Genomic DNA, 20,665 nt, shown 5'->3' with positions numbered 1-20,665 from the left:
AGCAGATGTGTCGGGTCAGTTGAGTTCGCGCAGTACGTCGTCGGTGTGCTCGCCGAGCGTCGGCGCGCCGGTGCGCGGCTTCTCGTCCACGCCCCAGAAGCGCACCGGGGTCGCCACGGTCCGCAGCGGCGGCGCGTCGCCCATCCCGGGCTGCTCGACGAACGCCCCCACGGCCTCCGCCTGTGGATCGGCGGACACCTCCGCCAGGGTCTGCACGGGCGCCCACCACACGCCCTCGGCGTCGAACCGTGCCGCCCATTCGTCCAGCGGCCGGCTCGCGAACTCCTCGTCGAACACGGCGATCAGCTCGCGTACGTGGCCGCGCCTGGCCTTGCCGGTCGCGAACCGCTCGTCGTCCGAGAGGTCCTCGCGGCCGAGCGCCTTGACGACGCCGGGCCAGTGCCGGTTGCCCTCCAGGCCGACCAGCCAGAACCAGCGGTTGTCCGCGGCCCGGTAGCAGTTGTAGAGCGGGGACTCGTGTTCGGTGCGGTGACGGGTACGGCCGCGCTTTCCGAAGAAGTTCTGCAGGGCGAGGTCGTTGCCGTTGGCGTACGTACCGGAACGCAACAGGGAGACGTCGACGACGCCGCCCTCACCGGTGCGTTCGCGCCGGAGCAGCGCGGCCAGCACGCCGGCGACCAGGTTGGCGGCGGCGGTGCGGTCGCCAAGGCCGGGGCGGATACCGGGCGGCGGGTCCCCGGCCGGGTTGAGCATGGCGGCGATGCCGGGCCGCGCCCAGAAGGCGGAGACGTCGTATCCGGCGCGGTCGCGCTCGGCGCCGGTCCAGCCGTATCCGGTCAGCGTTCCGACGACCAGCCGGGGGTGGCGCTCGCGCAGCTCGTCCGGATCCAGCCCCAGGCGCTCCAGTGCGCCCGGGCGGAGGTTGGTGACGAAGACGTCGGCGCGTTCCAGCAGCCGCTCCAGGACGTCCTTGCCGTCGGGCGAGCGCAGGTCGAGGACGATCCCGCGCTTGCCGCGGTTGTCGGTCTCGAACGGGGGCGCGCTGTCGATGTCCTGGCCGACGTGCTTGAGCGTGTACCGGTTGGGGTCGCCGGTCGGTGCCTCCACCTTCACGACGTCCGCTCCCCAGTCGGCGAGCATGGTGGCCGCGGCCGGAGCGGCCACCCACATGCCCAGCTCGACGACGGAAATGCCTTCCAGTGGCCGCACGGCCCACCTCCAGATATGTAGAAACGCCTACACGCCGCGGAACTCGCCCGGGCGGCGCTCGCGGAAGGCCTTGAGTCCCTCGGCCCGGTCCTCGGTGGTGAACAGCACCGAGACGGTTTCGCGCTCGTACGCGATCGCCGCCTCCAGGTCCATGCCGAGCCCGTAGTCGACCAGCCGCTTGCCCGCCGCGAGGGCGAGCGGCGCCCCGGCCGTCAGCCCGCCGGCCAGCTTCTCGGCGGCGGCGAGTGCTCCACCGGGTTCGGCGAGCTCGTTGACAAGGCCGAGCTGCCAGGCGCGCTCCGCGTCGATCGGTTCGCCGGTGAGGATCATCTGCTTGGCGATCGCGGCCGGCACCAGGCGCGGGAGCCGCTGCGTACCGCCGGCGCCGGGCAGCACGCCGAGCTTCATCTCGGGCAGGCCCAGCCTGGCGCCACGCTCCACGACCCGCAGGTCACAGGCGAGCGCCAGCTCCAGACCACCGCCGAACGCGAACCCGTGGATCGCCGCGACGGAGGGCTTGGGAAACTCCTCCAGCAGTGCGTACGCCTGCGTCAGCCGCCCCACGAAGGCCCGGAACTGCCCGGGGGAGGTGAACGACTCGATCTCGCCCAGGTCGGCACCGGCCGAGAAGGCCCGGCCCGCTCCGGCCACGATCAGGGCGCGTACGTCGTCGTTGTCGCGCAGGTCGTCCAGTGCCCGGGTGAGCAGGTCCACCGTCTCGGAGCCGACGGCGTTGAGCCGTTCCGGCCGGTCGAGGGTCAGCACGGCGATCCGGTCCCGGAGTTCGACACGCAGCACGGTGCTCACCTCAGACCATCGTCAGGCCGCCGCTGACCGAGAGCGTCTGCCCGGTCATGTAGGCGGCGTCGTCGGACGCGAGGAAGGACACCACGCCGGCGATCTCGGCGGGCCGGGCGACGCGGCGCAGCGGGATCGCCCGTACGGTCGCGTCGTACATCTTCTGGCTGAAGTCGGCGACCTGGCCGAGCAGCGCCGTGTCGGTCGGTCCGGGGCAGACGGTGTTCACGGTGATGGCGTGCCGGGCGACCTCGCGGGCGAGGGCCTTGCCGAAGGCGATGACGCCGCCCTTCGTCGCGGAGTACACGACCTCACCGGAGGAGCCGACCCGGCCGGCGTCCGAGGCGATGTGCACGATCCGGCCGCCGCCGCGCTCGATCATCGAGTCGAGCACCGCCCGGGTCATCGTGATCGTCCCGCGCAGGTTGACGGCGATGATCCGGTCCCAGGTGTCCTCGTCGCTGTCGACGAACCGGCCGATGACGTCGATGGCCGCGTTGTTCACCAGCACGTCCACCGGGCCGAGTTCGGCCGTCACCCGCCGCACCGCCGCACGCACGGCCGCGCTGTCGGAGATGTCGGCGCCGACTCCCGTGGCGGGTACCCCGTGCCGCTCCGTGAGCCGGGCCGCGACCTTGCCCGCGGCCTGGGTGTCCACGTCGCAGACGGCGACCGATGCGCCCTGGGCGGCCAGTGTGTCGGCGATCGCCTCGCCGATGCCCCGTCCCGCCCCGGTGACGAGCGCCACCTTGTCCCGTACGCTCACGCGCCCTCCCTCGCCCAGGTCCAGAAACAGCGCTATCGTATAACTACTTCAGCTAAATAAGCGAGATGCAGAGCACGTGAGATGCAGGAGTGGAGCCGAGCATGCGCCGTACGATCTTCACCGAGGAGCACGAGCTGTTCCGGGAGACCGCCCGCTCCTACTACCTGCGGGAATGCGTCCCGCACACCGAGGAGTGGGAGCGTGACGGGCAGGTCGGCCGGGCCGCATGGGCGGCGGCGGGCAAGGCCGGGCTCATCGGCTGGGAGTTCCCGGAGGAGTACGGCGGCCAGGGCATCCGGGACTTCCGCTACAACGCGATCATGGCGGAGGAGATGGCCGCCACGGGCGCGGTCGGCATCGGGCTCGGCCTGCAGAACGACGTCCTCCCGCCCTATCTGATGCACCTCACCACCCCGGAACAGAAGGCCCGCTGGCTCCCCGGAGTGATCGCGGGTGAGACGATCTGCGCGCTCGCGCTGTCCGAGCCCGCCGCCGGGTCCGACCTCAAGGGCATCCGCACCACCGCCCGCCGCGACGGCGACGAGTGGGTGATCGACGGCTCCAAGACCTTCATCACCAACGGCATCCTCGCCGACCTGGTCGTCGTCGCCTGCAAGACCGACCCGGACGCCGGGCACAAGGGCATCAGCCTGCTCGTCGTGGAACGCGGCGCCGAGGGCTTCGAGCGCGGACGCAAGCTGGACAAGATCGGGATGAAGGCCCAGGACACCGCCGAACTCTTCTTCCGCGAGGTGCGCGTCCCCGCCGAGAACCTCCTCGGGCAGGAAGGGCGCGGTTTCTACCACATGATGGGCAACCTGCCCACCGAGCGGCTCGCCATCGCCGTGGCCGCGCTCGCCTCCGCCGAGCGGGCCTTCGGCTTCGCGCTGGAGTACGCCAAGGACCGCACCGCCTTCGGCCGGCCCATCGGGCAGTTCCAGGCGAACAGGTTCGCCCTCGCCGACATCAAGGCCAAGCTGGGGGTGGCCAGGGTCTTCCTGGACGGCTGCATCATGGCCCTGGTCCAGGGCGAATTGACGGCCGAGGAGGCCGCCGCGGCCAAGTACTGGACCACGGAGACCGGCTGGGAGGTCATCGACCGCTGCATGCAGCTCTTCGGGGGCTACGGCTACATCAACGAGTACGAGATCGCCCGCATCTGGCGCGACAGCCGCGTCCAGCGGGTGTTCGGCGGCACCTCGGAAATCATGCAGGAGATCGTCGGGCGGTCGCTGGGGCTGTGAAAGCCGGGACGGTGATTCGCGATCCGGGCCATTGATTGGTTCGGCTAAATAGGTTATCTATTTAAGCTGTACGCAAGTCAGGGCGGCGGGCTCCAGGAGGCACCGTGGTCACGGTCGATGTGAAACTGCACCAGGAACGGGCCGAGCAGGACCTGCCGCGCCCCCGGCTCGTCATCGGCGGCAAGGACCTGCACGACACCAGCGGCGGGCTGTACGAGCACATCAACCCCGCGACCGGACTCGTCCAGGCCCTCGTCCCGCTCGCCGGGCCCGCCGAGGTGGACCGGGCCGTGTCCGCCGCCCGGCAGGCCTTCGAGGTGTGGGGACCCATGCGGCCCGCCGAGCGCCGCCGCCTGCTCACCCGCTTCGCGCAGCTCCTGCGCGAGCACATCCAGGACTTCGCGGCGATCTGCCCGCTGGAGAACGGCGTCTGCATCGGCGGCTGGGCGGAGAACGTCGGACCCCACGTCGCCGAGTGGACCGAGTACTACGCGGGCTGGGCCGACAAGATCGAGGGCATGGTCGGGGCCGCCTACAGCCCGCACGAGAACGTCGAGTACACCCTCGCCGAGCCGTACGGCGTCATCGGCCACATCATCACCTGGAACTCGCCCGCACTCTCCCTGGCGATGAAGGTCCCGCCCTCGCTCGCCGCCGGGAACACCGTGGTCATCAAGCCGGCCGAGTCCACGCCGTTCTCCGCCCTGCTCTTCGCCGACCTGGCCCGTGAAGCGGGCATCCCCGACGGCGTGATCAACGTCGTCACCGGACTCGGCGACGCGGGCGAGGCCCTGGTGACGCACCCCGGTGTCGACAAGATCTCCTTCACGGGCGGTCCCGCCACCGCGCGCCGCATCATGGCGTCCGCGGCCCAGAGCCTCAAGCCCGTCCTGTTCGAGCTGGGCGGCAAGTCCGCCAACCTGCTCTTCGCCGACACCGACCTGGACACCGTCGTGCCGTACTGCGCGGCCTTCGCCATGAGCAACACCGGCCAGGGCTGCGCACTGCCCACCCGCCTGCTGGTCGAGCGCCCGATCTACGACGAGGTGGTCGCCCGGGTCACCGGGGTCGTCGCCCACCTGCCCGTGGGCGACCCGCTCGACCCGTCGACGTACATCGGGCCGCTGATCAACCGGGCCGCCCGTGACCGCGTCCAGGGCGTGATCGACCAGGCGGTCGAGGACGGCGCGGGACGCCTCGTCCTCGGCGGCGAGCGCATCGAATCCGACGGCTGCTTCGTCTCCCCGACGGTCTTCGCCGACGTCGACAACAAGAGCGACCTCGCCCAGCGGGAGATCTTCGGCCCGGTCCTCGCCCTCACCCCGTTCGACACGGAGGAGGAGGCCGTCGCCCTCGCCAACGACACCGAGTACGGCCTGTCCGCCTACATCCAGTCCCGCGACATAGCCCGCGTGAACCGTCTGGTGCCGCGCCTGAAGGCCGGGACGGTCTACGTGAACCCCGGCCCGAACCCGATCACCTCACCTGCCACACCCTTCGGGGGCGTCGGCACCAGCGGGTTCGGACGGGAAGGCGGCAGGGCCGGACTGGAGGAGTTCATCCACGTCAAGGGCGTCGGCGTCGGCCGCGTCTGACGAGATCCCACAGGAGTCATCGACCGTGAATCCCGCCCGCCGCCTGACGTTCGGCGACCTCATCCGCGAACACCGCAGGTCCTACCCGGACGGCGTCGCCCTCGTCGACGGCGACACCCGGCTGACCTGGCCCCAGCTCGACGAGCGCACCAACCGCCTCGCCCACGCCCTCACCGACGCTGGCGTCGGCCCCGGCGACCGCATCCTCTGGCTGGGCCAGAACTCCTTCCGCATCTGGGAGCTGCTGGGCGCCGCGGCGAAGACCGGCGCCATGGTCTGCCCCGGGTACTGGCGCTGGGCCGCTCCCGAAATGGCCTTCGCCGTCGAGGACTTCGACCCCAAGGTCATCGTCTGGCAGGACGAGGAGATCGGCGACACCGTCGCCAAGGCACGGGCCGAACTGGGCACCGACCACCGGGCGTTGTGGCTGCGCCACGACACCGACGGGCCCGACTCCTACGAGTCCTTCCTGGCCTCCGGCTCACCCGAGGACCCGGCCGCGGACGTCGACCCCGACTCCCCACTGCTGGTCATCTACACCGCGGCGATCTCCGGACGGCAGTCCGGCTCGATGCTCTCGCACCGCAACCTGCTGGCCATGGGCGCGAGTTCCGCCTGGATGGGGGACATCGGCGCGGAGGCCGCCTTCCTCGGCGCGGGACCGATGTTCCACATCGGCAACTACCAGTTCTGGGGCGTCCCGGCCTTCGTCCACGGCGGCAAGAACGTCATAGTGCGCCGCGTGGTCGCCGAGGAACTGCTCCCGCTCCTGGCGGCGGAGAAGTGCACCCACGCCTACCTGATGCCGCCGACCATCGCGCAACTCGTCGCCCTGAACCGCGAGGCCGGCCACAACCTCTCCCACTTGCGGGCGAGCGTCGCCGCCCCCCTGTGGCAGGGCACCGTGCCCACCGACACCAGCCGCTTCACCCGCAACGGCGGCGGCGAGGGCCGCGGCTACGGGCAGACCGAGGTCACCGGCTTCGCCGTGACCGGGGCCTACGGTGGCACGGGCACCGGCAACGCGGGACGCCCCGGCCCCTTCACCGCCGTACGCATCCTCGACAGCACCGGCGAGGAGTGCGCGACCGGCGTGGCCGGTGAGATCTGTGTCCGCGGCGACCTCGTGCACCTCGGCTACTGGAACCGGCCCGAGATCAACGAGGAGCGCTTCCGCTTCGGCTGGTGGCACACCACCGACCTCGGCAGGCGCGAGGCCGACGGCACGATCAGCTTCCTCGGCACGACCACCCGGATGCTCAAGTCTGCGGCCGAGAACATCTTCCCGGCCGAGGTGGAGAACTGCATCGAGGCGCACCCCGCGGTGAAGGAAGCCGCCGTGATCGGCGTGCCCAACGAGCGCTGGGCGCAGGACGTCAAGGCGGTCGTCGTACTCCACCAGGACGCCGGGGACGTCACGGCGGCGGACGTCATCGAGCACTGCCGGGCGCGGATCGCCTCGTACAAGAAGCCCAAGACGGTGGAGTTCGTGGACGCCCTGCCCCGCACCAAGGACTACGCGAAGGACTACGAGGTGCTCGACGAGCGGTTCGGCGGGGGCGGTTACCCGGGCGGCGACACGCTCGGCGCGGGACGATGAACCCCGCGGACCGCCGCCTCCCGGTCGTCGTCGGCGTGTACGCCACCGAACAGGCGCTGTCCCTCCCTGACCGGGACGCCATGGACCTCGCGCTGGAAGCGGTGAGCGGCGCCGTCGCGGACGCCGGGCTGACACCCGACGACGTCGACGGCGCCCAGGTCGACTGGCCCGGCCCGGGGGGCGTGCCGGGCGAGGGCAGCTCCTGGGCGCGCATGCTCGGCCGGGACCTGCGCTGGACCAGCGACTCGATGCTCGACAACGCCGGCTCGCGGGGCCTGCTGAAAGCGGCGGCGGCGATCCGGGCCGGATTCGCGGACACCGTCGTCGTCGGCGGCTGCAAGCTGGTCTCGCGCGGGACGGGACCCGTCGGGGCCGGGGTGGCGCTGGAGTTCGCCGATGTGTGGGGCAGCTATGTCGTCGCCCAGTTCGCGCTGGTGGCGGCACGGCACATGCACGAGTACGGAACCACCCCGCGCCAGCTCGCGGAGGTCGCCGCCACCATCCGCAACAACGGCACCACCAACCCGGAGGCGATGATGTACGGGCGCGGCCCCTACACCGCCGAGGACGTACTCGCCTCCCGCATGGTGGCCACCCCCTTCCACCTGCTGGACTGCTGCATCGTCGGCGAGGGCGGCGCCGCGCTCGTCGTGACCACCGCCGAGCGGGCCCGCGACCTGCCGCACCCGCCCGTCGCCGTGCTCGGCGGCGGCATGGAGTACCACCAGGCCGCGTACGCCAACCCGGCCCTGCACCGGGAGGTGGGCGCGCTCGGCCACGACGCCGCGACCCGCGCGTACGCGATGGCCGGTGTGAGCCCGCACGACGTGGACGTGTTCTCGCTGTACGACCCGAACTCCTTCGAGATCATCCGGCAGTTGGAGATCCTCGGACTGTGCGGCGAGGGCGAGGGCGGTCCGCTCGCCGCGAGCGGTGCCATCACCGTCGGCGGCAAGCATCCCGTCAACCCGGACGGCGGCTGTCTGGCCTACGCGTGGAACGGCACCCAGCAGATGACGCTCAAAGTCGTCGAAGCCGTACGGCAGTTGCGCGGCACGGCGGTGCACCAGGTCGAGGGCGCGGAACTGGCCGTCGTGGGCAACGCCGGCTCGGGAGCACAGCACTACGAGATGAGCGTGCTGGGGAGGATGCGATGAACCGGCCCGTCCCCGTCCCCACCGAGCTGTCCCGGCCGTTCTGGGAGGCCGCCCGGCGCGGGGAGCTCGTCGTGCCGCAGTGCCCGGCCTGCGGCCTGCGCTTCTTCGTCCCCGAACCGGCCTGCCCCGGCTGTCTGTCGCGGGAGTGGCGGTACGCGCCGAGCGCGGGCCGCGGGACCGTCTACTCGGTGACCGTCGTGCACCGGGCACCCGGCCCCGGTTTCGACGCGCCCTTCGCGCTGGCCGTCGTCGACCTGGACGACGGGGGCACCCTGCTGTCGCACGTGGACGCGGGCGACCCCGACCACGTTGTCATCGGGCTGCGCGTCCGCGTGGACTTCCGCGCCCTCACCGACGAGATCGCGCTGCCGTACTTCGTACCGGAGGGGTGAACGGCCCCCTCGGGCTGCTCACCACCTCACCATAATTTAAACACCGATTACTCTAAGTGTATTGAGTTAGCGGTTTCCAGCGATAGCATCTCCCGCATCGTGCGGGCCCCAGTGGGGCGGCCCGCCCCTGTGAGCATCGCTGAGGTCCTGAAGTGGCAGTGCATGCCCGAGAGTCGAAGAGACAGGGCCGGCGGGAACCCCGAGCCGGACGGCAGCCTGCGCTGCGTACCGTCCTGCTCGTCCTGGCCCTGGTGCCCATCGTGACCCTGGTGGCGCTGTGGGCGGTCGACTCCGCACAGCTCTACTCCGACTGGCGGCGCCAGCAGGACCGCAACGACGTGTCCACGCAGGCCGCCCGGCCGGTACTGGGCGCCTTCTTCAGCCTCCAGGAGGAACGCCGGCTCAGTGAGGCGGCCCTGGCCGACCCCGCCGGGTACCGGAAGCAGCTGAGCGCCCAGCGGGCCCGCACCGACGCGGCCGTGAAGGCCGTCGAGGCGCTGCCCGACAGCGGCTGGAACGCACCGGCCGACATTCGCGGTGACGTCGTCGACCTGGGCAGGGCCCTGCGGAACCTGGCCGGCTACCGCGCGGGCGTCGACGGGCGAACCGCCTCGCCGCAGCAGACGTTCGACAGCTACACGGGTCTGATCTCCCGGCACCTGAAGGTGTTCAACACGCTCAGCACCGTCGGCCTGCCCGGCATCGACCACCTCGTGCGCCCGGTCATCGACGAGGACTGGGGCGCCGAGATGATCTCGCGCCAGGACGCGCTGCTCACCCGCGCCTCGGCGAGCGGCAAGCTCACCGGTGACGAGCGGGCACAGCTCGCCGCCTGGATCGGCTCCCAGCAGTTCATCTACGACGACAAGGTCGTGCCGCTGCTGTCGGACGACGAGGCGCGGCAGTTCCGCAAGCTCATGGCGGGCCGCGCGTGGAAGAGGAAGACCGCCGTCGAACAGGCCGTGCTGGCGGGCTCCGCCACCGGCGGCGACACGGACCGGTTCTCCAAGGAGCTCGGGCGGAACTGGCGCGACAGCGTCCAGCAGGTGACCGCGCAACTCCAGGAACGCAACGCCGCCTACGCGAAGACACTGACGTCCGCCACCGACAGGCAGTTGCGGACGATGGAGACCCGGCTGATCGTCACCAGCGTCACCAACGCCGTCGGCGTGCTCGTGGTCGCCCTGATCACCGTCCTTTTCACCCGCATGCTGCGCCGCCGGATCTCCGCCCTGCGCACCGCCGCCCTGGACCTGCAGACCCGGCTGCCGGACGTGGTGGCCCGCCTGCGCCGGGGCGAGGTCGTCGACCCGGACGCCGAACTCCCGGCGATCCAGCACGGCGGCGACGAACTCGGACAGCTGGGCCGGGCCCTCAACCTCGCCCGCCACACCGCCCTCGACACCACGGTGGCCCAGGTGGGCCAGCTCCACGGCTTCGAGAAGCTCCTGCAGCGCATCGCCCGCCGCACCCAGCTGCTCATCGGCCTGCAGATGAAGAAGCTCAGCGAACTGGAGCGCAAACACGAGGACCCCGAGGTCCTGGAAGACCTCTTCGACCTCGACCACCTCACCGCGCGGCTGCGCCGCTACGAGGAGAACCTGGTCATCCTCGGCGGCGGCCAGCCCCAACGGCGCTGGCGCAAGCCGGTGCTGGTGCTGGACGTGCTGCGCTCCGCGCAGAGCGAGGTGCAGGACTACCGGCGGATCCAGATCGAGGTGCAGGGCCGCGTCTGGCTCTCCGAACGTGCCGTCGGTCTCGTCATCCACGTCCTGGCCGAGCTGATGGAGAACGCCGTGGGTTTCTCCCGGCCGCCGACCCCCGTGGAGGTGTACGCCGCCCAGGTGGGCCGGGGTCTCGCCGTGGAGATCGAGGACCGCGGAGTGGGCATGGACGCCGAGCAGTACGAGGCGGTCAACCAGATGATGGCCGACCCGCCCCGCATGGACGTGATGTCGCGGGCCGACGACGTCAGGCTCGGCCTGTACGTCGTCGCCCGGCTCGCGCAGGGTCTGGGCATCCAGGTGGAACTGCGGCCCTCGGCCTTCGGCGGCACCCGGGTGGTCGTCCTCATCCCGGACGAACTGGTCGTCATCGACGACTCCGGGCCCGTCGACGAGGTCGTCAGCTCCTGGCCGCCCGCGCCCGACCCGGCGGCGTCGGCCGTCGAGGCGGCACCGGTCGCGGCTCACGGCCCCGACCCACGCGTCCAACGCCCTGCCACGAGCGGTGCAACGCCCGGCGCGGCCGCCTTGCGGGAGAGGCTGCAGAACGGCCCACCGCGTCCCCGTCCCGTACCGCAGCAGCCCGGCGCGCCGGTCGCGAGTGACGATACGGACCCGGCCGGCACACCGCGCCGACGCCTCCCGTCCCAGCCTTTCGGCCCGGCACCGGTTCACACGGCACCGGTTCACACGGCACCGGTCCACCCGGCCCACTCTGTGTCCGCCCACCCCGCATCGGTCCACCCCGCGCCGGTACATCCGACACCGGCCGCCCTCGGCGCACCGCCCCGGACCGCCGCCCCGGACGTCGTGCAACCGCTGCCCAAACGCGTGCGCCAGGCCAGCCTCGCCGACGAACTGCGTGACCCGGACGCGGCCGTACGGACCCCCTCGGACGAGCGGGAGGCCGGGTCGCGGCCCACCCCGGCCCGCTCCGGCGCCACCATCGGCGCCTTCCAACGGCAGTCCCGGGCCCGGCGTACGACCCCCACGGCAGACCGCGGCACCGCCGACGCCCCGCCCACCCGCAGAAGTTTCCCGACGGAAGACTGACCATGACGCTGCGCACGACCGCCACTCATCAGGATCTCGACTGGCTGCTGGACGGCCTGGTCGAACAGGTCCCGGGCACCCGGCACGCCATCGTGCTGTCCGACGACGGCCTGGTGGTGAGCCAGTCCAGCACCATCGCCCGGGGCGACGCCGAGCGCCTCGCCGCCGTGGCCACCGGCCAGCAGAGCCTGGCCCGCGGGGTCGGCACGCTCTTCGACGGGGGGCCGGTCCACCAGGTGATCGTCGAGCTGGCCGACCTGTGGCTGTTCATCTCGGCCGCCGGCCGCGGCACCCACCTGGCGGTCGTGGCCTCCCAGGAGGTGGACGCCGAACTCATGGCCGTCGCCATGCACACGCTCATGCAACAGGTCGGCCAGCGCCTCGGCGCGGAGGCACGCGTCGTCCTGCCCACCCTCGAGGGCGGTGTACGTGAGTGAGCCACTGGACGGACGGCCTGGAGTCGGACGACGCGGACGCCCAGTCCGTGCGGCCCTACACGATCACCCAGGGCCGCACCGCCCCGGGCCGTGACGACCTCACCCTGATCACCCTCGTCACGACCGTCGAACCGGAGGTCGCCGGCCGGTCCTCGCGCGGTCTGCAACCCGAGCACCGCGCCATCCTGCGGCAGTGCCGTACGCCGGCGGCGGTGGCCGAGATCGCCGCCGGACTGGATCTGCCGATCTCGGTGGCGAAGATACTCATCGACGACCTGGTCGCCCTGGGCAGGGCGACCACCCGTCCGCCGCTCGCAGTCGCGGCAGGAAGCACCGTGGACATGAACCTACTCAGGGCGGTGAGGGATGGTCTCCGTAGACTCTGACTTCACCTCACGCACCGTCGGCGCCGCTCCCGCGGCCGTCAAGATCCTTGTGGCCGGCGGCTTCGGCGTCGGCAAGACGACCCTCGTCGGCGCGGTGAGCGAGGTGGCGCCGCTGCGCACCGAGGAGTACCTCACCGTGGCCAGTGTCGGCGTCGACGACGTCGAGGGTGTCGAGCGCAAGACCACGACCACCGTCGCCATGGACTTCGGCCGCATCATGGTCAGCCCCCGGCTGGTGGTGTATCTCTTCGGCACGCCCGGGCAGGAGCGCTTCTGGTTCATGTGGAACGACCTCGTGCACGGCGCCCTGGGCGCGGTGGTCCTCGCCGACACCCGCAGACTGGAGAGCAGCTTCGCCTCCATCGACTTCTTCGAGAGCCGGAGCATTCCCTTCGTGGTGGGCGTCAACTGCTTCCACGGGCGCCGGGACCGGAACGAGGGCGAGGTCCGCGAGGCGCTCGATCTCGACCCGGACGTCCCGCTGATGATGGGCGACATGCGCGAACGCTCGGTCGGCCGCGACCTGCTGTTGTCCCTGGCCGACCATCTCATCCGAAGGAACTCGATAACCTAGTTGAAATAGTTATCTAGTTGTAGAGTGGGGTCACCCGGTTCGCGCTTGCCGCGCGCCTGCCGGTCGGACGGAGGTGGTCCCGCGATGAGTGAGACCGGAAGACGGGGCGGAGGCGGGCTCAGCGGCGTCCAGGTGCGGGTCCCCAAGATGGCCGAGCTGGTGGCGGCACGACTGCGCCGGATGATCGTTCGCGGCGAACTCGCCGAGGGCGACGCGCTGCCGTCCGAGACGGCCCTCATGGAGGAGTTCGCCGTCTCCCGGCCCACCCTGCGCGAGGCGTTCCGGGTGCTGGAGTCCGAGTCGCTGATCACCGTGCGCCGCGGCGCCCGGGGCGGGGCACGGGTGCAGGTCCCGGAGGGCACGGTGGCGGCCCGGTACGCGGGCGTGGTGCTGGAGTACCGGGGGACGACCCTGAAGGACGTGTACGACGCCCGTACGGTCATCGAGGCGCCGTGCGCCGGTCTGCTGGCCGAGCGGCGCACGGACGAGGACCTGCGGCGGCTGCGGGACGCCGTCGCCGAGGCCGAGGGGCTCATGGACGACCCGTCGGCCTTCATCCGCGCCCACATGGAGTTCCACGCCCTCGTCGTCGAACTGGCGGGCAACGAGACGCTCGGCGTCCTCAACGGCATGGTCCGGGACATCATCGACCAGGCGAACTGGTCCCATGTCGACCTCGACGCCGGCAGTCCCGAGAACATCCGGGCCAACCGGCGGGGTTTCCGCGCCCACGGCGCGCTCGTCGACCTGGTCGCCGCGCGCAGCGCCGAGGCCGCGGAGGAACTGTGGCGGGTCCATCTCCAGGAGGCCGAGGACTATCTGCTGCGGAGCAGGTCCATGACCACCGTCCTGGACCTGCTCGGCTGACCGGCCGGCCCTCCTGCTGCTCAGCTCTCGCGCAGTTCGGCCACGATCGGCTCCCACACCTCGGCGTCGATCTCGTACGCGGTGTAGAAGGACACCCGGTCGACCAGCGCCCCGTACCGCCGCCGGATCTCGCCCGCCACCCGCTCCGGCTCCGCGACCACGGCGAAGGTGTTCAGCACCTCGTCGTCGACGAGCCGGGCCATCGCCTCCCACTTGTCCTCGCGCCGGGACGTCGACAACGCGTGCAGCTCGTCGCCGAGTTCGCCCCAGCCGTGCAGTTCCAGCACGCCCCGGTAGGCGGGCGTGCTGCCGTAGAAGGCGATCTGCTGCCGGGTGCCGTCCACCGCCCGGGCCATCTCCTCCTCGGTGCGGCCCGTCGCGGTCAGCAGCAGATGGGAGACCGAGAAGTCTGCGCGCGTACGGCCCGACGCGGCCAGCCCGGCCTCGACGGTCGGCAGCGTGACCTCGCGCAGATAGCGCTCCGTGGTGAAGCCGTGGGCGAGCAGCCCGTCGGCCACCTCGCCCGCCACCCGCGTCATCGCCGCCCCGACCGCGGCCACGAAGACCTTCGGCGCCCCACCGGTCGCGGGCGGAGGTGAGAAGAACGGCGACATGAGCGTGTGCGAGTAGAAGTCACCGCGGAAATTGAGCCGTTCACCCTCGTTCCAGGCGGCCCAGATGGCGTGCAGCGCGCTGACGTACTCCCGCATACGGGCCGCGGGCCGGCTCCACGGCATGGCGAAGCGCCGCTCGATGTGCGGTTTGATCTGGCTGCCGAGGCCGAGCGAGAACCGCCCGCCGGCATACGTCTGCAAGTCGTGTGCGGTGTACGCGAGTTGCATGGGGGAGCGGGCGAAGGCCACCGCGATGGCGGTGCCCACCTCGAGACGGTCGGTGTGCTCGGCGGCCAGCATCAGCGGCAGGAACGGATCGTGCTTGGACTCGGAGGCCCACAGGCCGTCGTACCCGACCTTCTCGTGGTGCCTGGCCTCCTCCACGATCTCCGCGGAGCTCCACACATTGAGCTTGCCGTCGACCTTCATGCCGCTCCTCCGACCGATTCCATGCCGATGCGCTGTGCGAGCAGTTCGCGATGGTACGCGGGGTCGCCGAACAGCAACTGCGATGTCTTGGCCCGCTTCAGATAGAGGTGGGCCGGGTGTTCCCAGGTGAAGCCGATGCCACCGTGGACCTGGATGTTCTCCTCGGTCGCCTGCAGACAGGCGTCGGAGCAGAACGCCTTGGCCAGGCTCGCCACGGCGGGCAGGTCCGGCGCCTCGTCCGAGGCCGCGAGCAGCCCGTAGTGCGCGGCGGCCCGCGCCGACTCGACCTCCAGCAGGACGTCGGCCAGGAGGTGCTTGACGGCCTGGAAGGAGCCGATGGGCCGCCCGAACTGGTGGCGTACCTTGGCGTACTCCACCGCCATGTCCAGCGCGCGGGAGGCCACGCCGACCTGCTCGGCGGCCAGCGCGACGGCGGCCCGGTCCAGGACCTGCGCGACCAGATCCCAGCCGTCGCCGTGCGTCCGCAGCCGGGTCGCCGGTACGTCGGTGTAGTCGAGGCGCGCCTGTCTGCGGGTCGGGTCCAGCGTGGGCAGCGGCTCACGCGTCAGCCCGGGTGCGTCCCCGTCCACCAGGAAGACGCCGATCCCGTCGTCGGCCCGGGCCACGGTGAGGACGACGTCGGCGGCCGCGCCGTCCAGGACGAACGTCTTGTGTCCGGTGAGCAGCCAACTCCCGGCGGACGCACGGGCGGTGAGCCGCACGCCCGCCGCGTCCCAGCGTGCGGAGTCCTCGGTCAGGGCCAGTGTCCCGACGAGCTCCCCGGAGGCCAGGCCCGGCAACAGCCGCTTGCGGGCCTCCTCGTCGGCGCAGCGCAGCAGCGTGGTGGTCGCCAGGACGGCCGAGGACAGGAAGGGCGCGCACAGCAGCGCACGGCCCGCCTCCTCCATGACCACGCCCACCTCGACCGGCCCGCACCCGGCGCCGCCGTACTCCTCGGGCACGGCCAGTCCCTGAAGGCCCAGCTCCGTGCCCATACGGCGCCACAGCGCCCGGTCGAAGCCCTCAGGGGTCTCCATCAGGCGCCGTACCTCGGTCTCGGGCGAGGTGTCCGCGAGGAACGCCCGCACCGTGCGCCCGAGTTCCTCCTGCTCCTCGCTGAACGCGAAGTCCATCCGAGTACTCCTTTCCGGCTCAGCGCCGCGGCTCAGCACTGCGGCTCAGCTCTCCGCTCAGCGGCGGCCGCGCGCCGCGATGATCCGCTCGACCGCGGCGATGTGGTCCGGCGCGTGCATGGTGTCCCGCTCGGCGAGCAGGGCCGGTTCCATCACGGTGTCGAGGGCCTGCTCCAGGTGCCGGTTGACCGCGCGCTTGGTCTCACGCAGCGCCTGCGCGGGCAGGGCCGCCAGCCGCCCGGCCAGGTCCATGGCCTCGTCCATGAGCTTGTCCCGGGGCACGGCGCGGTTGGCGATGCCCAGCCGCACGGCGTCCTCGGCGCTCACCCGGTCACCCAGGAACAGCAGTTCCTTCGCGCGGGTCAGGCCCACGAGCAGCGGCAGGACGTACGCGCCGCCGTCGCCCGCGACGAGACCGACCTGGACGTGCGGGTCGGCGAGATAGGTGTCGTCGGCGATCAGTACGAGGTCGCTCAGCAGGGCGAGGCTGCAACCGAGGCCGACGGCCGGGCCGTTGACCGCCGCGATCACGGGGAGGGGGCAGCGGACCAGGCCCGTGATGATCCTGCGGGCCTCGTCGACCTGCCGCTCCCGGAACGCGCTGTCGCGCTGGACCCGGGTCATGGTGTCGAGGTTGCCGCCGGCGCTGAAGGCCGGGCCGCGCCCGGTGAGCACGATCACCCGTGCCTCCGGGTCGGCGGCGACCTCGTCCCACACCGACGCCAGTCCGGTGTGCAGTTCGTCGCTCATCGCGTTCCGCTGCTCGGGCCGGTTCAGCTCGATCAGCCGGACCGGCCCGGCGGCTGTCACCACCAGATCCGTCATGTCCACCGCCCTCGTTCAGGATCGCTCGTCCGGGATCGCTCGTCCGGGATCTTTCGTTAGAGTTGAATGCTATAACTAATTAAGCTTTCTGGAAACGGGCTCGTGGAGCGACGGAGGACACGCATGGCGCAGCAGGAGTACGAGACCGTGCGGGCCGAGACGGCGGACCGGATCCTCACCGTCACCCTCGACCGGCCCGAGAAACTCAACGCCTTCAACCCGCGGATGATGCAGGACCTGCTCGACGTACTGGACGCGGCCGACGCGGACGACGAGGTACGGGTGATCGTGGTGACGGGCGCCGGACGCGGTTTCTGCGCGGGAGCCGACGTCAGCTCCGGTGGTACGTCCTTCGACCACCGCAGGGCGGGTGCCTGGCACCGGGACACCGGCGGCCGGGTCGCGCTGCGGATCTTCTCCAGCACCAAGCCGGTCATCGCGGCGATCAACGGCCCGGCGGCGGGCGTCGGGGCGAGCATGACCCTGCCCATGGATATCCGGCTGGCGTCGACGAAGGCGAAGTTCGGCTTCGTCTTCGCGCGCCGCGGCATCGTGCCGGAGTCGGCGGCGAGCTGGTTCCTCCCTCGGGCGGTCGGCATGCAGCGGGCCATGGAGTGGGTGGCCACGGGCCGCGTCTTCGGGCCCGACGAGGCGCTGGAGGCCGGTCTGGTCCGCTCCGTCCACCCACCGGAGGAGCTGCTGCCGGCGGCGTACGAACTCGCCCGGGAGATCGCCGGGACCACCTCGGCGATCTCGGTCGCCCTGGCCCGGCAGATGATGTGGCGGATGCTGGGCGAGCCTCACCCCATGGCCGCGCACCGGCTCGACTCCCGCATCATGAGCCAGATCGGCGGCGGCCCGGACCCCGTCGAGGGAGTCGAGTCGTTCCTGGCCAAGAGGCCGCCCGCCTTCCCCGGCCGGGTCAGCAAGGACATGCCGGACATCTACCCCTGGTGGCAGGACGAGGACTTCCGGCCCTTCGGGGAGTAGCCGTCCGCGAGGTTTACACATTAAAGAGATCTGGCCGAAACATTGTCGTGGTTTGCATGAAGTGTTAGCGTCCGGGCGGCGGACATTCAGTTGAATGCGCTAAACCATTGACCGCCTGGACGGTGACCATGAGCGATGGTTTCCTGCTTGAATCCCTGCGCGGTGTCGACTGGGGGGTCGCCACCGCGGACACCATCGCGGCCCCACTGCCGCCCGCGCCGGAACGCGGCGGGCACTTCCGGCAGTGGACGGACGACATCCGGCACCTGCTCGGAGTCACCCCGGACACGCACCGCATGGTCGCCGGGTGGCCCCAGCTCCAGCCCGACGGCCCCGGCCGCTGGGACCGGCAGGCGCTGGACCGCTGTGAGCGCGCGCTCGACGCCCTGCTCGCACAGGGCAGGCGGCCCGCTCTCACCCTGTTCGACCGCACCCTGCCGCCCTGGCTGGACGCCGCCGGAGGCTGGCTCGCTCGCGACACCGCCGAGCACTTCGCCGAGTACGCCGCCGAGCTGGGCCGCCGCTTGGGCGACCGGGTGGAACGCTGGATCACCTCCACCGACCTCGCCGGTCCCACGCTCGCCGACCACGTGGCCGGAATGTACTCACCGGGCCGGGGCGCGGGCCGCGCGGGCCTGCCCGCGGTCCACCACATCCTGCTCGCCAACGGGCTCGCCACCCAGGCCCTCAGGGCCGCCGGCGCAACCGGCCGGATCGGGACGACGGTCACCCTCGTCGGCGGCTACGCGGCCACCGACGACCCCTACGACCGGCTCGCCCTGGAGCGTCTGGACAGCTGGACCAACCGCCTCTTCCTCGACCCCCTGCTGCTCGGAGAGCACATGGTGACCGAGGATGACGACGCCCCGGTGGCGGCGACCGGCTGCGTACGCCCCGGCGACCTGGAGGTCATCGCCACCGCCCAGGACCTGCTGGGCCTGTCCTGGCACACGCCGTTCCGTGTCACCGCGCCGGAGAACCTGCCCCGCGTGCTGCCGGCAACCAAGTGCCGCAGCGCCCTCAACGAGGTCAACCGCCTGCTCGTGGGCCTCGGCTTCGCGATCGTCCCCTTCGACGACGTGGAGACGACCGCCTACGGCTGGCCGATCATCCCCGAGGGGCTCGCCGACGCCGTCGCCGGCCTGTGCGACCAGTACGGTGACCTGCTGCCCCCGCTGTCGGTCGTCGACAACGGCATGGGCGACCTGGACCTGGTGGACGGGACGGGACACAGCGACGACACCCGGCGCCAGGCCCTGCTGCGCGCCCGGCTCGCCTGGCTGGCAGGGCTCGTCTCCGCCGGTGTCGACGTGTGTGGATACGAGTACTGGTCGGTACTCGACAACCTGGAGGCCAAGTTCCGCTACACCCGCCTGTACGCGATGGCGATCCCGGACCACGAGCTCGCGCCGCGGCCCGCGATGCCGTCCGACTGGGTGCACGGGGGAGCGTTCGCCACCGAATCCGCCTCCGCCTCCGCCTCCGACCCGAAGCCCGGACTGTCCCTCGTCCCCCGCACTCACGGCGCCGGCGCCTCGTAGTCCCGGCCGCGGATCAGCCGCACCGGGCAGTAGACCAGGACGTCCTCGTCCCGCTGGTTGCGCACGGTGATCCGGCTGGTCACCACGCCCCGGCCGGGCTTGCTGGAGGGACGGCAGCCCGTGGTCTCCACGACGGCGTACAGCGTGTCGCCGACGTAGACCGGACCCCGCACGGTCAGCTCCATGTGCAGGAAGGCGAGGCCCGTGCCGTGCAGCACGTTCGTCTGCAGGACGAGCCCCTCGGCCAGGCAGTACGTCAGACCGCCGGGCACCAGCCGGCCCGTGTACCCGCCCTCCGCCGCGTGCGTGGCGTCCCAGAAGAGCGGTTCGGTGAAGCCGCCCCAGGTGACGAAGTTGACCAGGTCGGTCTCGGTGACGGTCCGGCGGGCGGTGCGGAAGACCTGCCCGACCGGCATCTCCTCGTACGTCAACCCCCGTACCAGCGGCGGGACTTCAGTGATGATCTGCTCAGCGGTCATGATCGGTTCCTCTCGTGCGGTGGTCAGAGGGCCAGCGGGTTCTTGTCGCCCACGCCCTCGAAGTCCGGGGCGCGCTTGTCACGGTGGGCGGCCAGGCCCTCGACGACCTCGTGGCCCGCGAACCCAAAGAACTCCAGCCCGAGCGAGGCCTCGAAGATCGGCTGGGCGGTGCGGTACCAGTGGTTGAGGGACCGCTTGGTCCAGCTGATCGCACTGGTGGGACCGGCGGCCAGGAGAGTCGCCACGCGCAGCGCCTCCGCGTGCACCTCCTCGTCGGCCACGCACTTCGAGACCAGCCCGATCCGCTCGGCCTCCTCGCCGGTGAGCGCCTCACAGGTGAGCAGGTAGTACTTGGCCTTGGCCATACCGCACAGCAACGGCCAGCAGATGGCCGCGTGATCACCCGCCGCGACCCCGAGCCGGGTGTGCCCGTCGACGATCTTCGCGGTGCGGGCGGCGATCGAGATGTCCGCCAGCATGCCGATGACCAGCCCCGCACCGACCGCGGGACCGTGGATCGCGGAGACCACGGGCTTGGAGCAGTTGATCACCCCGTAGACCATGTCCCGCGCCTCGCGCATGACCCGGGCGCGCACCGTGTACTCCTCGGTCATGGCCTCGATGGAGTCGAAGGTCCCGCCCGCCGAGAACGCCCGGCCTGCCCCCTGGACCAGCACCGCCCGGGTCTGCTCGTCCCGGTCGATCACCGGCCAGATGTCGGCCAGCTCGCCGTGCATCCGCGGATCGACCGCGTTGAGGTGCGGGGCGTCGAGCACGACGCGCAGCACGCCGGGCGCGGGCCGCTCGAAGGTCAGGCTCGTGAACGGGGCGTAGAGATCGGTCACGTCGCGCTCCTGGTGCATTCAGTGTGGATACTATAATTATCTAACT

At 71.4% G+C, this 20,665-nt stretch carries 20 protein-coding genes; 12 read left to right on the top strand and 8 right to left on the bottom strand.

Annotated elements, in window-relative coordinates; translation table 11 throughout:
* Positions 1–15: 15 nt before the first annotated feature.
* From ABZT06_RS13740 to ABZT06_RS13730, 3 genes are read right to left on the bottom strand one after another with little or no spacing between them, the layout of a single operon-like run.
* The gene (locus tag ABZT06_RS13740) at positions 16–1,170 is read right to left on the bottom strand and encodes a CoA transferase (RefSeq protein ID WP_355739574.1); all 1,155 of its coding nucleotides are present in this window, start codon (positions 1,168–1,170) and stop codon (positions 16–18) included.
* A 27-nt stretch (positions 1,171–1,197) separates the two neighbouring features.
* The gene (locus ABZT06_RS13735; protein ID WP_355739571.1) at positions 1,198–1,977 is read right to left on the bottom strand and encodes an enoyl-CoA hydratase/isomerase family protein; all 780 of its coding nucleotides are present in this window, start codon (positions 1,975–1,977) and stop codon (positions 1,198–1,200) included.
* 1 nt (position 1,978) lies between these two features.
* A complete protein-coding gene (locus ABZT06_RS13730) occupies positions 1,979–2,734 on the bottom strand; it encodes a 3-oxoacyl-ACP reductase family protein (protein WP_355739569.1) in 756 nt (251 codons plus the stop codon).
* Between the two features lie 101 nt (positions 2,735–2,835).
* Between ABZT06_RS13730 and ABZT06_RS13725 the strand changes: the two genes are divergently transcribed.
* The 10 genes from ABZT06_RS13725 (at position 2,836) to ABZT06_RS13680 (ending at position 13,763) form a co-directional block, all read left to right on the top strand.
* Positions 2,836–3,978 carry an acyl-CoA dehydrogenase family protein gene (locus ABZT06_RS13725; RefSeq protein WP_355739565.1) on the top strand — a complete coding sequence of 381 codons (1,143 nt, stop codon included), beginning with the start codon at positions 2,836–2,838 and terminating at the stop codon, positions 3,976–3,978.
* Positions 3,979–4,082: 104 nt separating this feature from the next.
* Positions 4,083–5,573 (top strand): aldehyde dehydrogenase family protein, encoded by a 1,491-nt coding sequence (locus ABZT06_RS13720; RefSeq protein WP_355739562.1) that lies wholly within the window; start codon positions 4,083–4,085, stop codon positions 5,571–5,573.
* 25 nt (positions 5,574–5,598) lie between these two features.
* A complete protein-coding gene (locus ABZT06_RS13715; RefSeq protein WP_355739559.1) occupies positions 5,599–7,173 on the top strand; it encodes an AMP-binding protein in 1,575 nt (524 codons plus the stop codon).
* Entirely contained in the window at positions 7,170–8,330 is a 1,161-nt protein-coding gene (locus tag ABZT06_RS13710) for a thiolase family protein (protein ID WP_355739555.1), read from the top strand. Before ABZT06_RS13715 ends, ABZT06_RS13710 begins: the two co-directional genes overlap by 4 nt.
* Positions 8,327–8,722 (top strand): OB-fold domain-containing protein, encoded by a 396-nt coding sequence (locus ABZT06_RS13705; RefSeq protein WP_355739552.1) that lies wholly within the window; start codon positions 8,327–8,329, stop codon positions 8,720–8,722. The genes ABZT06_RS13710 and ABZT06_RS13705 overlap by 4 nt, the downstream gene beginning before the upstream one ends.
* Positions 8,723–8,874: 152 nt before the next feature.
* A complete protein-coding gene (locus ABZT06_RS13700; protein WP_355739549.1) occupies positions 8,875–11,499 on the top strand; it encodes a nitrate- and nitrite sensing domain-containing protein in 2,625 nt (874 codons plus the stop codon).
* Positions 11,500–11,501: 2 nt separating this feature from the next.
* Entirely contained in the window at positions 11,502–11,936 is a 435-nt protein-coding gene (locus ABZT06_RS13695) for a roadblock/LC7 domain-containing protein (protein ID WP_355739547.1), read from the top strand.
* Between the two features lie 17 nt (positions 11,937–11,953).
* A complete protein-coding gene (locus tag ABZT06_RS13690; protein ID WP_355740163.1) occupies positions 11,954–12,322 on the top strand; it encodes a DUF742 domain-containing protein in 369 nt (122 codons plus the stop codon).
* Complete coding sequence (locus tag ABZT06_RS13685; RefSeq protein WP_355739545.1) at positions 12,303–12,896, top strand: ATP/GTP-binding protein; 594 nt, start codon at positions 12,303–12,305, stop codon at positions 12,894–12,896. The genes ABZT06_RS13690 and ABZT06_RS13685 overlap by 20 nt, the downstream gene beginning before the upstream one ends.
* 84 nt (positions 12,897–12,980) lie before the next feature.
* Complete coding sequence (locus ABZT06_RS13680; protein ID WP_355739543.1) at positions 12,981–13,763, top strand: FCD domain-containing protein; 783 nt, start codon at positions 12,981–12,983, stop codon at positions 13,761–13,763.
* A 20-nt stretch (positions 13,764–13,783) separates the two neighbouring features.
* Here ABZT06_RS13680 and ABZT06_RS13675 read toward each other — a convergent pair whose 3' ends face one another.
* From ABZT06_RS13675 to ABZT06_RS13665, 3 genes are read right to left on the bottom strand one after another with little or no spacing between them, the layout of a single operon-like run.
* On the bottom strand, positions 13,784–14,806 hold the full coding sequence (locus ABZT06_RS13675) for an LLM class F420-dependent oxidoreductase (RefSeq protein ID WP_355739540.1): 1,023 nt from the start codon (positions 14,804–14,806) through the stop codon (positions 13,784–13,786).
* A complete protein-coding gene (locus ABZT06_RS13670; protein ID WP_355739537.1) occupies positions 14,803–15,939 on the bottom strand; it encodes an acyl-CoA dehydrogenase family protein in 1,137 nt (378 codons plus the stop codon). Before ABZT06_RS13670 ends, ABZT06_RS13675 begins: the two co-directional genes overlap by 4 nt.
* A 57-nt stretch (positions 15,940–15,996) precedes the next feature.
* Positions 15,997–16,764, bottom strand: a complete 768-nt coding sequence (locus tag ABZT06_RS13665) for an enoyl-CoA hydratase/isomerase family protein (RefSeq protein WP_355739534.1) — start codon at positions 16,762–16,764, stop codon at positions 15,997–15,999.
* A 123-nt stretch (positions 16,765–16,887) separates the two neighbouring features.
* On the opposite strand from ABZT06_RS13665, the gene ABZT06_RS13660 reads away from it, so the two are divergent.
* Both ABZT06_RS13660 and ABZT06_RS13655 read left to right on the top strand, forming a co-directional pair.
* Positions 16,888–17,754 carry a crotonase/enoyl-CoA hydratase family protein gene (locus tag ABZT06_RS13660; protein ID WP_355739532.1) on the top strand — a complete coding sequence of 289 codons (867 nt, stop codon included), beginning with the start codon at positions 16,888–16,890 and terminating at the stop codon, positions 17,752–17,754.
* Between the two features lie 128 nt (positions 17,755–17,882).
* Positions 17,883–19,295, top strand: a complete 1,413-nt coding sequence (locus tag ABZT06_RS13655) for a family 1 glycosylhydrolase (RefSeq protein ID WP_355739529.1) — start codon at positions 17,883–17,885, stop codon at positions 19,293–19,295.
* Here the strand turns inward: ABZT06_RS13655 and ABZT06_RS13650 are convergent.
* Together ABZT06_RS13650 and ABZT06_RS13645 are read right to left on the bottom strand one after the other, a co-directional pair.
* Entirely contained in the window at positions 19,274–19,774 is a 501-nt protein-coding gene (locus ABZT06_RS13650; protein WP_355739527.1) for a MaoC/PaaZ C-terminal domain-containing protein, read from the bottom strand. The two genes, ABZT06_RS13655 and ABZT06_RS13650, sit on opposite strands and share 22 nt — an antisense overlap.
* Positions 19,775–19,797: 23 nt before the next feature.
* Positions 19,798–20,619 (bottom strand): enoyl-CoA hydratase/isomerase family protein, encoded by an 822-nt coding sequence (locus ABZT06_RS13645; RefSeq protein ID WP_355739524.1) that lies wholly within the window; start codon positions 20,617–20,619, stop codon positions 19,798–19,800.
* Between the last annotated feature and the right edge of the window lie 46 nt (positions 20,620–20,665).

Source organism: Streptomyces sp. NPDC005483 (genome assembly GCF_040606035.1).
Classification (GTDB): Bacteria; Actinomycetota; Actinomycetes; order Streptomycetales; family Streptomycetaceae; genus Streptomyces.
Note: the sequence above shows the minus strand (reverse complement) of the source record. Positions and strands in the feature narration are given on the sequence as shown.

Bases quoted from the DNA above. Each gene is read 5' to 3' on its own strand.
- ABZT06_RS13680 (WP_355739543.1), top strand. From the start codon at position 12,981: ATGAGTGAGACCGGAAGACGGGGCGGAGGCGGGCTCAGCGGCGTCCAG.
- ABZT06_RS13705 (WP_355739552.1), top strand. From the start codon at position 8,327: ATGAACCGGCCCGTCCCCGTCCCCACCGAGCTGTCCCGGCCGTTCTGG.
- ABZT06_RS13655 (WP_355739529.1), top strand. From the start codon at position 17,883: ATGAGCGATGGTTTCCTGCTTGAATCCCTGCGCGGTGTCGACTGGGGG.
- ABZT06_RS13670 (WP_355739537.1), bottom strand. From the start codon at position 15,939: ATGGACTTCGCGTTCAGCGAGGAGCAGGAGGAACTCGGGCGCACGGTG.
- ABZT06_RS13665 (WP_355739534.1), bottom strand. From the start codon at position 16,764: ATGACGGATCTGGTGGTGACAGCCGCCGGGCCGGTCCGGCTGATCGAG.
- ABZT06_RS13685 (WP_355739545.1), top strand. From the start codon at position 12,303: ATGGTCTCCGTAGACTCTGACTTCACCTCACGCACCGTCGGCGCCGCT.
- ABZT06_RS13725 (WP_355739565.1), top strand. From the start codon at position 2,836: ATGCGCCGTACGATCTTCACCGAGGAGCACGAGCTGTTCCGGGAGACC.
- ABZT06_RS13710 (WP_355739555.1), top strand. From the start codon at position 7,170: ATGAACCCCGCGGACCGCCGCCTCCCGGTCGTCGTCGGCGTGTACGCC.
- ABZT06_RS13675 (WP_355739540.1), bottom strand. From the start codon at position 14,806: ATGAAGGTCGACGGCAAGCTCAATGTGTGGAGCTCCGCGGAGATCGTG.
- ABZT06_RS13660 (WP_355739532.1), top strand. From the start codon at position 16,888: ATGGCGCAGCAGGAGTACGAGACCGTGCGGGCCGAGACGGCGGACCGG.
- ABZT06_RS13650 (WP_355739527.1), bottom strand. From the start codon at position 19,774: ATGACCGCTGAGCAGATCATCACTGAAGTCCCGCCGCTGGTACGGGGG.
- ABZT06_RS13695 (WP_355739547.1), top strand. From the start codon at position 11,502: ATGACGCTGCGCACGACCGCCACTCATCAGGATCTCGACTGGCTGCTG.